We start from the raw sequence: 12,524 nt of genomic DNA on the forward strand, positions 1-12,524 counted from the left end.
GACGTGCGGGGCGCCGGGCGGCGGAAGCTGTCGACGGGGTTTTCGCGCGGAGCTTCGGGGCGATTCGCACCGGACCGCCTCGGCGCGTGGGCGTCGTGGGCATCTATCGGGACGCGGAGCCCCTCCGCACCGCGGTCGCGGAACTCCGGGCATCCCGTCACGACGTCGTCGTGAACCTCGGAGCGATGGGCGATGTCCCCGCGGAGATGCGGGCGGACACGGGCGCCGGTCACCTCACCGCCGGCAAATTCCAGAACCTCAACGTGCTCGTGCGGGACCTCCCCGCGGTGGACTGGCTGGTCATCATCGACGACGACGTCGTCCTGCCCCGCGGCTTCCTCGACCTGGCGATCGAAGTGTGCGAGAGACTCGATCTCGCTCTCGCCCAACCGGCGCAGACGCGTTTCAGCAATGCGAACTGGATCGTCGCGAAGCGGCGGTTGTTGAGCGTTGCGCGCACGACCAGGTTCGTCGAGATCGGTCCCGTCACCCTGGTGCGTGCCGATGCCGCGCGGCTCTTGCTGCCGTTCCCCGCCGATCTGCGGTGGGGATGGGGGCTGGATTTCCAGTGGGCGAAGCTGATGGAGGATGCCGCGCTCAGGATGGGCGTCATCGATGCTGCCGCCGTCGTGCACGCCAGCCGGAAGGTCGCGAGCACCTACTCCTGGGATGCGGCGCAAGAGGAGGGGCGAGAGTTCCTTCGGGGTGTGGACCACCTGCCGAACGATGTCGCGAAGGGCCGCGGGCTCCGCACCTATCGGCTGCTGCCGCGGCGCCGGGACGTTCCGGCGCGCCGGGCCGAGCCCGAGCGGACGGCGCGTTCGACGTGACCTCGCACGGCCGCGCGGTACGACTCCGGGGCATGCCGGCGTAGGGCTTCCGCCCGGCTGTCCTCGACGTTCGCCCGCACGGTCGCCCAGGACTCCGTGATCGCCTGCAGGTGCGCCGCGATCGCCGCAGGCTCGTCGACGGGGACCCGTCGCGCCGTGGCGTAGCCCGCGGACGCTTCGCGCAGGCCGCTGGTGTCTGCGACGATGACGGGCCGCAGGCCGAGGACGGCCTCGACCGCGGTGTTGCCGAACGGTTCGTCGATCCGCGAGGGGACGACGACGACGTCGGCTGCCGCCACGTAGCTCCAGACGTCGGGCTGGAACCCGGCGAAGCGCACGGACACCTGCGCGGGCGCGGCGGATGCCTGCGCGCGCAGCTCGTCGCCGAACCACTCGTAGCCGGGGAACGTATCGCCGACGAGGGTGACGTCGACCGCGGCGCCGTCCCGGGCGAGCAGCTCGGCTGCCGAGATGACGAGGTCGGGTCCCTTGCGCGGCGACAACCGGCCCATGTAGAGCACCTGGAGGGCTCCGTCCGGATCCGCGCGGGGCGGTGCGGGCTCCGCAGGGCCGACGACCCCGTTGAGCACGACCTGTGTGCGGGATGCGAGCCGTGGCAGCGCGTGACGGATCGTCGCTTGGCTGAAGCGGCTGTTGACCAGCACCTCGCTCGACAGCAGGTGGGGAATGTACAGGAGCCGGTTGAGCAGCCTGTTCCCCGACGCCTCGGCCTCGTGGACGTGACTGACCGCCGGGATGCCGCGCAGCCGCGCGATCAGCGGCCACAGCGGGATGGTGATGGTGCTGACGTAGACGGCGTCAGGGCGCACGCGGCGGATGATGCGCCACGCCGAGCCGATGCCGAGGATGCTCTCGCTGACCAGGCGTCCCCAGCCGGACGGCCGGAGCAGGGACTTGCTCAGCACGAGGCTGCGGGCGATCACCACTTCCGCGCCGAGAGCGCGCAACTCATCGATCAACGGACCGTAGGTGGGTACGGTCACCACGACTCGGGCACCGCCCTCGCAGAGCCCGGCGACGGACTCTCGCAGCATCCGGTCGGAGCCGAACAGTTCCGCGCCGGGATGGGCGACGAGGACGGTCCACGGCGTCGTCACAGCACCCCGGCCATGGCGAGGATCGAGGTCATGGCCTTCTCTGCAGCAGCGGCATTCGGAGTCGGATCGTGCGCCAGTCGTTCGCCGCGCCTGGCGCGGACGGTCTCGGCGAGATCCTCGTCGCTGACTCCCTCGACGTGCGGCGGAACAGGGCAGGCGGCGAACGCCTCGGCGGTCTTCGCGACCCCCGGAGTCAACACGGGTGTGCCGAACGATCCGGCGACGATCGCCGCATGCATGCTCGTGGTGAAGACGACACCGGCCGCGGCGAGCACGCAGATGATCTCGTCGGCTTCGAGCCCGATGAGTGCGCCGACACCGGCGCGTTCCGCGGCACCCGCCAGCGCGCGGTCCTCTCCGGAGTAGGCACCCAGAGACAGGACAGCGACGGGAAGGCCGGCCAGTGAACGGAGCGCGGCCTCGACACGGGCCTCAGGCCAGCCGTGGAACGCTGCAGCGTGGAAGACGACGAGCGGCTCGTCGACGTCGAGTCGTGCTCGCACGATCTGCCGCCCGCGCTCCGCCGCACCGTCGGGATCGGACAGCGCGGGGTGGGCGAAGATCATGTCCGGGGCGCGGACGATGCGTTCGGCGCCGACCCCCGCCGCTTCGAACTGACGTGCCGCGTGCGACGTGCGAACCCACACACCCCTCACCCGGCTCACCACGGATCGCGCTCGCGCGTCGTGCGTCATCCGGCGCGCGCCGACGGAGACCAGGACGGTCGGCGCCCCGGGCACCCAATCCTCCTGGGGGAGCCACACGCCGGGGCCGGCGAGGAAGTGCCTCCGGGCGAAGAGCTCGGCCCGGAGGCGCAAGAGCCGGCCGTGTCGCTGAGCCTCCGGCACGGCCATGTGGTCGAGCGCGACCGTCGTGGTGTCGAACCGGATCAGGTCACCCCCGCCGACGAGCACGGCTGTCGCGTCCGCGCGTCGGATCTCGCGCAGCGGACGGATCGGTTCACCCGCAAGGGTGGTGCCGGCGAGGGGCGCGAAGTGCTCGACATCCGCCTCCAGCCCGATGCGGCGAAGGAGGTGACCGGTGACACCCGGGTACAGCTGGTCGCCCCAGTTGGACACGGAGTAGTCGCCGACCTGCGCGAGCTTCACGTGCGACGTCCGCACCGGTGCTTCTTGTGGCATCACGTCACTCATGGCGGTGTCCTGTCTCGAGTGTCTCGCCGACGGGTGCGGTGCGCCGTGCGCGGTGCCGGACGAGGAGGATGTTGGGCACGAGCTGGCAGACGACGACGGCGACGATGGAGCCGACGAGTGGGCCGGGGGCGCCGAGCGCCGGTGTCAGCGCGATCGTCAGCCCGAGGTTCACGGGGAGGAGCACGAGCGCGCAGAGCGCTTGGAAGGTGAGTCCCCTCGCATCGGTGAGCGACATGCCGTAGGGCTGCTTGACCGCCTGGATGATGATGAAGACACCGCCCGCCACGAGGATCGGCCAGCCGAGCTCGATGCGCCCGCCGGAGGCGAGCTCGGCGAGCCATCCGGAGAGCGCGAAGATCAGGGCGCCGCCGATGAACGCCAGTCCGGCGAACATCCCCGCCATCGCATGCGGTGAGAACGGCGTGGCCGTTCCCGCTGCCCGGGCGCGCGCGAAGACGGGCCACAGCGACATGCCGGCGGTGGTGAGTACTCCCAGCGCGGGGCCGAACATCTGCATCGTGAGGCTGTACTCGGTGAGATCGTCGAGCGAGCCGAGGTGGCTGAGCACCAGGCGATCGGACGACATCGCGATCGGGAGTGCGATCATCTGCACGAGCATCGGCCAGGCGACGTTCAGGACCCGCTCGCCGCGAACGCGGGGGCTGAGACTCTGCCGGAGCGCGATGCCGATGGTGGGTGAGGTCCGGCGCACGGCGACGATGAAGGCGATGACGCTGACCAGGAAGGTGCCCGCGTACGACGCGACCGCGATGTAGCCGCCACCTGCGCCCGCCGAGATCGTCAGCCAGAGCACGAGGAGCACCACCGGCGTCTGCAGTGCGCTGAGAAGCACGACGAGCGTGTTGAGTCCCAACGCGATGAGAATGCGCTGACCGAAGGAGACGAGCAGGTTGAGCGCGAGGATCGCGAGGCACAGGGTGGCGGCGAGAGCGCCTGAGTCCAGGCTCAGTCCGTCGCCGAGCAGGACATCCCAGTACCCGAACGAGTAGATCCCGATCGCGACCGTGAGGAGCACGATCGCGCAGCAGGCGAGGAGTCGGATGCAGGACACCACGACCCCGCGGAGCTTCATGTCCGTCCGAGGATTCCCCGCGGCGGAGGCGGCGTTCAGGATCGCTGCCGACAGCCCGAGGTCGGCGAACGGCAGCAACGCCGCGATCCCGACGAGGAGCGTGTACTGCGCGTACGTCGCCTCGCCGTAGTTGTCGAGGATGAGTCGGGTGACGACGATGCCCAGGAGCGCGCTCACGGGCATCACCAGCAGCCGTGCGATCGCACTGCCGCCGACCGACGCGAGCATGCCGCGTCGCGTTCCGAGCCGTCGCGCGACGTCGTGGTCGACGTCCGAGGGGGCGTCGCCGGGGGCGGGCGCGTCGTGCGTTCGCACGGTCTCCGTCGTCATCGCGCCGCGCTCACCGCGGTACGTCCGCCCGCACCTCGGTGCGCTGCGCGCGCCTGACCGTGGATCGACTCCCCGACCGCGAGCCGAGCGGCGAGATTCTCGTAGGCGGTCGCCACGTCGTCCCACCTGAAGTCGCTTGCAGCCCGCATCTTGCCGCGGGCGCCGAGCGCGCCGGCGAGGGGAAGGTCGTTCTCGAGGGCGGTGAAGTGTCGCGTCGCGTCGGCGGCGTGCGCGAAGAACAGGCCGTGCTCGTCGAGGGTTTCGTGGTTGAACCCGACGTCGTAGGCGACGACGGCGGTACCCGCACCCATCGCCCTCAGGAGTGACGGGTTCGTTCCGCCCACCGAATGTCCGTGCACGTAGGTGAGTGCATGGAAGTAGAGCGCGTCGAGCAGATCCTGGTCGTACACCCCGCCGAGGAAGCGGATGCGGGGGTCGTCGCCCGCAGCGGCGCGGATGCGCTCCGTGTACTCCGCCGCGTACGGTGCGGAGCCGACGACCACGAGCGGCCGCAGCGCCGCGCTGGCGCGGTAGCCCTCGACGATCTCGAGCACGTGGTTCTCGGGTTCGAAGCGGGCGACCACGAGGTGGTACCCGCCCGGGGCGAGGCCGAGAGCGTGCACGCCGTCGACCGGCGCGTGCTCGAGGAGGGGTGCGCCGTACCGGATGAGTTCGGTCGGCACGCCGAATTCGCGGTCGTAGTACTCGCTGATCCCCGGGGCGTCCGCGACGAGAGCATCCGCGGTGCGGACTCCGAATTCCTCGGCCCAGCGGTAGTAGGCCTTGCCTCGTCGCCCCCACTTCGACCTCTTCCATTCGAGGCCGTCCATGTGCAGGGCGGTCGGGATGCCGCGGGCTCGCAGCGCGGGCAGGAACGGCGAGTTCGCCGCGTTGAACACGAAGGCCGCGTCGGGGCGCCGACCGAGAACGGCGTGCACGGCGGAGAGGCCGGTGTGGCTCAGCGTCTCGAGCTGCTTCACGGGGAGCGCGGGAAGGTGGACGACTTTCATCCCGAGGTAGGTGCGGTCCCGTGTCTGGGATCCCCGGGTGTACACCGTGACACCGTGACCGCGTTCGACGAGCCGGCGCCCGATCTCCTCGACCGCCGTCTCGAAGCCGCCGTAGGAGGCGGGAACGCCGCGGGTCCCGATCATCGCGATGTCGAGGGTCCTCGTCTCGCGGGGCCGCACATCGTGGGCGAGGCGGACGGGCTCGGCGTCGACGCGCCGCGGGTATTCGATGACCATCAGTAAGCTCCCTCGGGCGTGACCATGACTTTGGCTGTTCGCCACATCAGGACGAGGTCCGTCATGACGGTCCAGTTCTCGACGTACCGGAGGTCGAGCCGGACGCTCTCCTCCCAGGAGAGGTCGCTGCGACCCCCGACCTGCCACGGGCCCGTGATGCCCGGCTTGATGTAGAGGCGTCGGAAGACGGTGCCGTCGTAGGCGGTCACCTCGGCGGGCAGGGGCGGGCGCGGGCCGACGACGCTCATGTCGCCGCGCAGCACGTTCCAGAACTGCGGCACCTCGTCCAGCGAGAATTTGCGCAGTGCCTGTCCGACGCGTGTGACCCGCGGGTCGCGCCTCAGCTTGAACAGGGGGCCGGACCCCTCGTTCCGTGCGAGCAGGGCGGCGAGTTCGGATTCCGCATCCACCCGCATCGTGCGGAACTTGAGCATCGCGAACTCGCGGCCGTCCCGCCCGACGCGGGCCTGACGGAAGAAGACCGGCCCGTGGTCGTCGGCGCTGATGGCGACCGCGATCACCGCGGCGATCGGTGCGAACAGGACCAGAGCGCCCAGGGACACCAGGATGTCGAGGGCTCGCTTCACGTAGTAGGTGGCGCCCTCGAAGCGGGGGATTTTGACGTGGATGAGGGGCATCCCCTCGACCGGGCGAAGCGACATCCGGGGGCCGGCGACGTCGGTGAGCCGGCTCGAGATCACGAGCTCCGCCGTGGTTCCCTCGAGCGCCCAGGCGAGGCGCTTGATGAAGGTCGGGTCGCCGGTGGGCTGGCTCGCCACCACGATCGTGTCGCTCTCATGGGTCGTGGCGGCTCGGAGGATGGCGTCCTCCCCGCGGGCGACGGGGTAATCGACGCCGTCGACGCTCACCGTGTCGTCGGAGTCCTCCAGGAGGGCGACGCCGACGACGAGGTAGCCGAGCCGTCCCGAGGGTCCGAGCGTTCTGATCGCGTACTCCACGTCGTCCCGGGATCCGACGACGACCGTGCGTGACGCGTAGCGCCCGCCCGCCCTCTCACGGACGAGCCACCGCCGCCATCCCCATCGTGAGACGAGGAGGGCGACGGTGCCGAGGGGGAGCGCGGTGAAGAGCTGATTCCTGATCCCCTGCCATTCGAAGACGACGAACAGGATCGCGAGTAGCCCGAACGCGAGGCCGGTTGCATGCGCGACGCGTGCGTACTCGGCGGCGCCGGAGCCGATCACGTGCGGCGATCGCGTGGTGAACATCGCGAGGGCCAGGAGCCAAAGGGTCGCGGTCGCGGCGGCGATGGCGACGGCGCTGTGAGGGATGCCGACGGTGCTGCCCCGGAGCGAGAGGACGGTCGCGAGGGCGCACGACACGGCGACGACCGCCGTGTCACTCACCCGCAGCCGAGTGCGGATACGGCGCTCCCACTGCTGGCGGCTCACGGGCGCCGCGGAAGACCGCGGCGCTTCGTCCGTCGCAGCGCGTGAGGTCGTCAGCGTGCTGAGTCCCGCCAGCGACAGCGCGGGGGAGAGTCCCTCGACCGCGCTCACCGAGCGCCCCCACAGACATCGGACAGTGTCCGCATCATGCCCCCAAAGCAAATGCGATCACTGCAACCGCCGCGAGGCGGCTGCATAGTTCCCCAAATGAGCTTCGCGGTTCCCCAAGAACCTCCGCACGACCCCCCGGCCGTGCGATCCACTCGAGTGCAACACTAGCGTGCGCTCGTCGGTCGTGCGACAGCTGATCGTGAACTCGACGTCAGCCGATGTTCATCTCCCCGGAAAACCCGCGCGGCGGGGCGAGTGGTTCGTCCCGGCGGCGTCAGGCGCCGAAGGCGCGAGCGAGGGTGACGAGCAGCGGCCCGATGCGTCCGTCGATCCGGAAGCGGGCGAAGCCCTCCGACACGGCGCGGCCGGTGCGGGAGGTCACGAACCATGGCGGCTTCGGCAGGACGGAGAAGCGGCCGCGCCCGAGCGAGCGCGGGAAGGGACGGAACGGACCGCGCACGACGGTGCGTTCGACGTCGTCCAGCAGGAGGGCGTTGTGGACGATCCCGATTCCACTCGGTGCGTCGTCGACGGTGCCGCCCGGGAACGCGCCCCAGGTCGCGGTGGGCGTGAGGAATCCGAAGGCAGTCCACCCGTTCACCGCGATCGTGCCGTACTCGAGGCGTGCCACGGCGTCGTCGAAGCCGGATCCCAGCCGGGCTTGGGTGGCCGGGTCGATCAGCACGTTGGCGCCGAGGGTGCCCGTCAATCGCTCGTTCGCATGTGCGACGGCGGCGTCGACGAAGGCGGCGCCGGTGCCCGGGAGGTCGATGATCCCGAGAACGGGGGCGAAGTACTCCGTCGTCTCGATCTCGCCGTCACCGGTGACGATCGCCCTCGTGCCGTCGGCGAACCACTCCGAGTCGGGGTAGGTCTCGCGCACGCGCCGGAGGCGATCCGCCGCGTGCGGATACCAGACGGGGCGCTGCGGCGTCCGCGCGAAGGCGCGGCGGAGCTCCCGCTCGAAGTCCTCTCGCTGGTCCCAGTCGCGGCTGAGCAGCACCACCTGGCCGGCGATGCAGTTGTGGCCGCTGTTGTGCAGTCGCATGGTCGCGACGTGCTCGGCCTGGAACCTCAGGTCGGCTGTCGTCCAGCGTCCCGGCACGACGATGATCGGCGATACCCCGCCGAGCTCGGCGGTGATCGGCACGCGCAGGCGATCCTCGCCCGAACCGACGATCGCGCGGAAGGTCGTCTCGGATCCCGTGATGTGCACGTGGTCGATCTCGGGATGCCTCGTCAGATAGGCGCCGACGTCGCCGCCCCCGCTCACGACGGCCGCGAATCCGGCCTCGATGAGCGGCGCGAACGCCCGCTCGAAGACCGGCACGAGCGCGTCCTGCGTGGGGTTCACCTTCAGGAGCGCCACGCGCCCCTCGGCGAGCAGCTCGTACAGCACGTCGAGGAAGGGGATCGAGGTCACGTTGCCGGCACCGAGGACGAGGCCGACCCCGGTGCTGCGAAGCGGATGCCGCGATGCGAGGCCCGCGGCATCCCGAGCCTCGTGGGGGGTCACGCCGGGTCGCAACCACACCTCGGTCGTGTACCCCGACAGCAGGATGCGGTCGGATACCTTCAGCGGCGACGTGTGCACGACGGTGCGTCCGCCGGGTGCCGTGCCGGTGCGGATGCCGGCGAGCGGGCTGCGACCGCGGGCGAGGGCGTCGAGGGTGTCGGCGTACGCGTCGAGCGCGACGATGGCGGCGTAGGGTCCGGCGAGCCATTCCTCACCGGCGAGCGGATGCCGCGGGTCGAGGCCCTTGCTGGCGGCGGCGATCCGCGCCCAGTCGTCGGCTGCCGCGCTCACCGCGGAGCGGATCTCGCGGAGCAGGTAGCGACGTCCAGCGGGAGGAAGGTCGGTCCACGCGCCCGCGCCCGCGCGGAGGCGTGTGAGTGCCGCGTCGAGGCTGGCGCGGGTGTCGGCGCCCGGGGAGAGGTCCCGCGGCGCGGACGGTGACGTCGTCGTCATCGTCTCGGTGTCGTCGGATCAGATGAGCGACAGCTCGCGGAGCTTCGCGGCGACGTCGTCGTTGCTCGGCTCGACGTGGTGCGTGGCGTCCGGGTAGACGACCACGGGGATGTTGGTGCGTCCGGAGATCTCGCGGGCGACGTCGGCGGCGTCGGGCTCGGCTTCCAGATCGACGTAGCGGTAATCGACTCCGAGGCTGTCGAGCTGCGCCTTCGTGCGGCGGCAGTCGCGGCACCATTCGGCGCCGAACATCGTGATCTGAGCGGACGTGTCGGTCATCACTCCAGCGTACGCCTGCCCGCCGCGGCGGGCGCGGTCTCGGGGGAGCTGACCGCGCGGGCCGTTCTGCGGGGTGCATAGACGACGAGGGCGTGGAAGACGAAGCGCAGCACGAACGCGGCGACGAGGGTGAGCGCGGCGGCGAGGACGGCCGGGATGTGCGCACCCTCGACGAGGATCGACAGGACCGGGATGCGGATGATCGCTTCGAGTCCGTTGAAGGAGAACGACTTCACGAACCGCGTGTGCATCCGCCCGGATTCGGAGCGCATGTCGGCGAACACGAGGTATTCGAGCAGCAGGAAGTTCGTGATGATCGTGATGACGCTCGCGACGATCGCCGCCGGCACGTAGTCCATGTCGAGCCGGATGAGTCCCCACATGATGACCAGGTTCGCGATGGCGCCGAACCCGCCGACGAGGGCGAAGGCCGACATCCGTCCGAAGCGGAGCATCGCGAGCTGCGTGAGGAAGCGCACGCCCTGCGTGAACGTCGCCTTGGAGGTGCCGGCGTGACGCTCGGCGAAGTCGAAGGGAACCTCGTCGACGCGCAGCTGCCGTCGGGCGAGGACCTCGAGCAGGATCTTGAACCCGCGGGGGCGGAGCGCATCGACGTCGACGGCCTGGGTGTCGACGAGGAAGAAGCCCGTCATCGGGTCGGAGCAGTTCGCGAGCTTGCGGGGGAACATCGCCTTCGTCAGCGCGGTCGAGGCGCGTGAGACGGCGGTGCGGGTCGCGTCGGCGAGGCCCTTCGAGGTGCCACCCGAGGCATAGCGCGAAGCGATGACGACGTCGACGTCGCCGCGTTCGGCGCGTTCGACGAGTCGCGGGATGTCCTCGGGGGGATGCTGCAGGTCGCCGTCCATGACGAGGCACCAGCGCGAGGTGGCCGCCTGGAATCCGGCGACGACCGCGCCGCCGAGGCCTGCGTCCGCGTTCTCCCGGTGGATCAGGCGCACGGGGAACGGTGCGGTGGCCGCCGCGGCGGTGACGATCGCGGGGGTGTCATCGGTTGAATCGTCGACGAAGATGACCTCGAAGACGCGTCCGTCGAGCGCGTCGCCGATGCGCTGTAGCAGCTCGTCGACGTTCGGACCTTCGTTGAAGGTCGGAACGATGATCGACAGATCCATGGCGGGGCTCGCGATGCTCGGCGGGCACGGGGACGTCTCAGCCTAGCCGTGCCTCGGACAACGGGACTGAGGATGTCCCCGGCGTACGTTCTGGCTCTGCTGACGGTCGGCGGGGGCGATCTGATAGACAGAGGCCATGATCTGGGGGGATGCGGCGCCGCGCGCGCGGCGGGCCGGGCTGTCGCTGGTGATCGCCGCCACCGCCGCTCTGCTCTTGACGGGGTGCGTGTCGACCGCCGTGGAGGCCGGAGGCGAGGCGCGCCCGACGGAGAAGGCAGCGGTGACAGCACCTGCTCCGTCGCCGTCGATGCCACCGGCGCCGGCGGTGATCTCGACGCAGCTGATCTCCGGCGTCGGGCCCCGGGCCGAGGACGGGGTTCCGCTCGACGTGCCGCCCGGGACGCGGTCGGTGCTCATCCACCTCTCGTGCGATCCCGCGGAGCGTTTCACGGCAGAACTCGGCGACTCGATGATGCTGGGGCAGGCGCCGCTGTCCGGACCCTGTGACGATGCGCGCACGCTCGCCTGGCCGTGGGAAGCCCGGTCGACGGGCGTGCTCACCCTCTGGATGGCGCCGGAGGCCGAGTGGGAGGCATCCGTCACGTACTCATCCGAGCCGTTCCCGCAGGACCCTGTGCTCGTCAGCGAGTGCGAGACGTACTCGAATGTCTACAGCCAGGTCACGAACGCCGACGCGGGCTTCGGGTTCTACGCGGCGTTCGACGCGGACGAGTGGAATCGCCGGGTGGATGCCGCGGCATCCTTGGTCGACACGCTCGCGTCGTCGTCGACATCGGTGCTCGCCCCCTATTTCCGGTCGATGCACACGGTGCTCGCGGAGCGCTCGCCGATCCCCGGCGGCATGACCGAGGTGCAGGAGTTCTGGCAGGTGGCGAACCCCATCTCCGAGATCTGCGCGACGAACCACAGCGAGGTGTACGTCCTCGCCGAGTTCGGCGGCTGAGCTCAGCCCACGTGGTCGCGCCAGGAGTGCTGCGGCCGGTAGCCGAGCAGGCGCTGCGCCTTCGCGGTCGAGAACAGCGAGTCGTGGACGCCGAGGTCGCCGCGGAGCTCGACCCCGGGGAACACCTCGGCGACGAGCTCGTCGTTCGGGCGGCTCATGACCGTGTCGGCCGCCGCGATGAGGAAGTGGTCGAAGCCCGGAGCCGCGACCTCGAGCGCGCGTTCGATGGCCTGCGACCCGTCGCGCGCATCGATGTAGCTCCAGAGGTTCCATTTGCGCAGGCGCGCGTCGGCGTCGAACGAGGGGAACTCCGCGTAGTCCTCGGGCCACATGACGTTCGAGAACCGCAACGCGGTGATGGATGCCGCCGGGTACCAGCGCGTGAGCTCGATCGCCATCTGCTCCTCGAGGTGCTTCACGAGCGAGTAGACCGACTCCGGACGCGCCGGGTAGCCCTCGTCGACGGGGATGTAGGGCGGCGGCACGTCGAACGGCAGTCCCTGCACGGTCTCGCTCGAGGCGTAGACGATCTTCGTGATCCCGAGGCGCAGCGCCGCCCAGAACACGTTGAACGTGGTCGTGATGTTGTTGTGGAACGTCGCCACATCGGGGCGGATGCCGGGGGCCGGGATCGCGGCGAGGTGCACGAGCGCGTCGATGCCGTCGTGTTGATCCCCGACGCCGGTGAGGGCGTCGACGACCTGGCCGTGATCGGTGAGGTCGATCTGCACGAAGCCCGGTCCGCGGGTGCCGTGCTGGTCGAATCCGATCACCTCGTGGCCGGCGGCGGCGAGTTCGCGGACGACGACGGACCCGAGTTTTCCGGACGAACCGGTGACGGCGATGCGCATGCCGCCAGCATGTCACGCGCCTCTGACAGTGGGGCC

11 protein-coding genes are annotated in these 12,524 nt (G+C 70.4%); 2 read left to right on the plus strand and 9 right to left on the minus strand.

Features of this window, described 5'->3' with window-relative positions:
- The first annotated feature begins 95 nt into the window (after positions 1-95).
- Positions 96-830 (plus strand): hypothetical protein, encoded by a 735-nt coding sequence (locus tag ABQ271_RS01155; protein WP_349309739.1) that lies wholly within the window; start codon positions 96-98, stop codon positions 828-830.
- Here the strand turns inward: ABQ271_RS01155 and ABQ271_RS01160 are convergent.
- The 8 genes from ABQ271_RS01160 to ABQ271_RS01195 form a co-directional block, all read right to left on the minus strand.
- Positions 755-1,948, minus strand: a complete 1,194-nt coding sequence (locus tag ABQ271_RS01160; protein WP_349309740.1) for a glycosyltransferase — start codon at positions 1,946-1,948, stop codon at positions 755-757. The two genes, ABQ271_RS01155 and ABQ271_RS01160, sit on opposite strands and share 76 nt — an antisense overlap.
- On the minus strand, positions 1,945-3,102 hold the full coding sequence (locus ABQ271_RS01165) for a hypothetical protein (RefSeq protein WP_349309741.1): 1,158 nt from the start codon (positions 3,100-3,102) through the stop codon (positions 1,945-1,947). The genes ABQ271_RS01160 and ABQ271_RS01165 overlap by 4 nt, the downstream gene beginning before the upstream one ends.
- Complete coding sequence (locus tag ABQ271_RS01170; RefSeq protein WP_349309742.1) at positions 3,095-4,525, minus strand: polysaccharide biosynthesis protein; 1,431 nt, start codon at positions 4,523-4,525, stop codon at positions 3,095-3,097. Before ABQ271_RS01170 ends, ABQ271_RS01165 begins: the two co-directional genes overlap by 8 nt.
- A complete protein-coding gene (locus ABQ271_RS01175; RefSeq protein WP_349309743.1) occupies positions 4,522-5,772 on the minus strand; it encodes a DUF1972 domain-containing protein in 1,251 nt (416 codons plus the stop codon). The genes ABQ271_RS01170 and ABQ271_RS01175 overlap by 4 nt, the downstream gene beginning before the upstream one ends.
- Positions 5,772-7,292, minus strand: coding sequence for a sugar transferase (locus ABQ271_RS01180; protein ID WP_349309744.1), 1,521 nt, complete (start codon positions 7,290-7,292; stop codon positions 5,772-5,774). Before ABQ271_RS01180 ends, ABQ271_RS01175 begins: the two co-directional genes overlap by 1 nt.
- A gap of 274 nt (positions 7,293-7,566) precedes the next feature.
- Positions 7,567-9,261 (minus strand): aldehyde dehydrogenase family protein, encoded by a 1,695-nt coding sequence (locus ABQ271_RS01185; RefSeq protein WP_349309745.1) that lies wholly within the window; start codon positions 9,259-9,261, stop codon positions 7,567-7,569.
- Positions 9,262-9,279: 18 nt separating this feature from the next.
- Entirely contained in the window at positions 9,280-9,540 is a 261-nt protein-coding gene (locus ABQ271_RS01190; protein ID WP_349309746.1) for a glutaredoxin domain-containing protein, read from the minus strand.
- Positions 9,540-10,673 (minus strand): glycosyltransferase family 2 protein, encoded by a 1,134-nt coding sequence (locus tag ABQ271_RS01195; RefSeq protein ID WP_349309747.1) that lies wholly within the window; start codon positions 10,671-10,673, stop codon positions 9,540-9,542. The genes ABQ271_RS01190 and ABQ271_RS01195 overlap by 1 nt, the downstream gene beginning before the upstream one ends.
- 136 nt (positions 10,674-10,809) lie before the next feature.
- On the opposite strand from ABQ271_RS01195, the gene ABQ271_RS01200 reads away from it, so the two are divergent.
- Positions 10,810-11,637, plus strand: coding sequence for a hypothetical protein (locus tag ABQ271_RS01200; protein ID WP_349309748.1), 828 nt, complete (start codon positions 10,810-10,812; stop codon positions 11,635-11,637).
- 2 nt (positions 11,638-11,639) lie between these two features.
- Here the strand turns inward: ABQ271_RS01200 and ABQ271_RS01205 are convergent, their stop codons facing one another.
- Positions 11,640-12,488 (minus strand): NAD(P)-dependent oxidoreductase, encoded by an 849-nt coding sequence (locus ABQ271_RS01205; RefSeq protein ID WP_349309749.1) that lies wholly within the window; start codon positions 12,486-12,488, stop codon positions 11,640-11,642.
- Positions 12,489-12,524: the final 36 nt, after the last annotated feature.

The organism is Microbacterium sp. MM2322, from assembly GCF_964186585.1.
Taxonomy (GTDB): domain Bacteria; phylum Actinomycetota; class Actinomycetes; order Actinomycetales; family Microbacteriaceae; genus Microbacterium.

Coding starts and splice junctions, on each gene's coding strand:
- ABQ271_RS01165 (WP_349309741.1), bottom strand. CDS start 3,102: ATGAGTGACGTGATGCCACAAGAAGCACCGGTGCGGACGTCGCACGTG.
- ABQ271_RS01170 (WP_349309742.1), bottom strand. CDS start 4,525: ATGACGACGGAGACCGTGCGAACGCACGACGCGCCCGCCCCCGGCGAC.
- ABQ271_RS01175 (WP_349309743.1), bottom strand. CDS start 5,772: ATGGTCATCGAATACCCGCGGCGCGTCGACGCCGAGCCCGTCCGCCTC.
- ABQ271_RS01185 (WP_349309745.1), bottom strand. CDS start 9,261: ATGACGACGACGTCACCGTCCGCGCCGCGGGACCTCTCCCCGGGCGCC.
- ABQ271_RS01190 (WP_349309746.1), bottom strand. CDS start 9,540: ATGACCGACACGTCCGCTCAGATCACGATGTTCGGCGCCGAATGGTGC.
- ABQ271_RS01195 (WP_349309747.1), bottom strand. CDS start 10,673: ATGGATCTGTCGATCATCGTTCCGACCTTCAACGAAGGTCCGAACGTC.
- ABQ271_RS01200 (WP_349309748.1), top strand. CDS start 10,810: ATGATCTGGGGGGATGCGGCGCCGCGCGCGCGGCGGGCCGGGCTGTCG.
- ABQ271_RS01205 (WP_349309749.1), bottom strand. CDS start 12,488: ATGCGCATCGCCGTCACCGGTTCGTCCGGAAAACTCGGGTCCGTCGTC.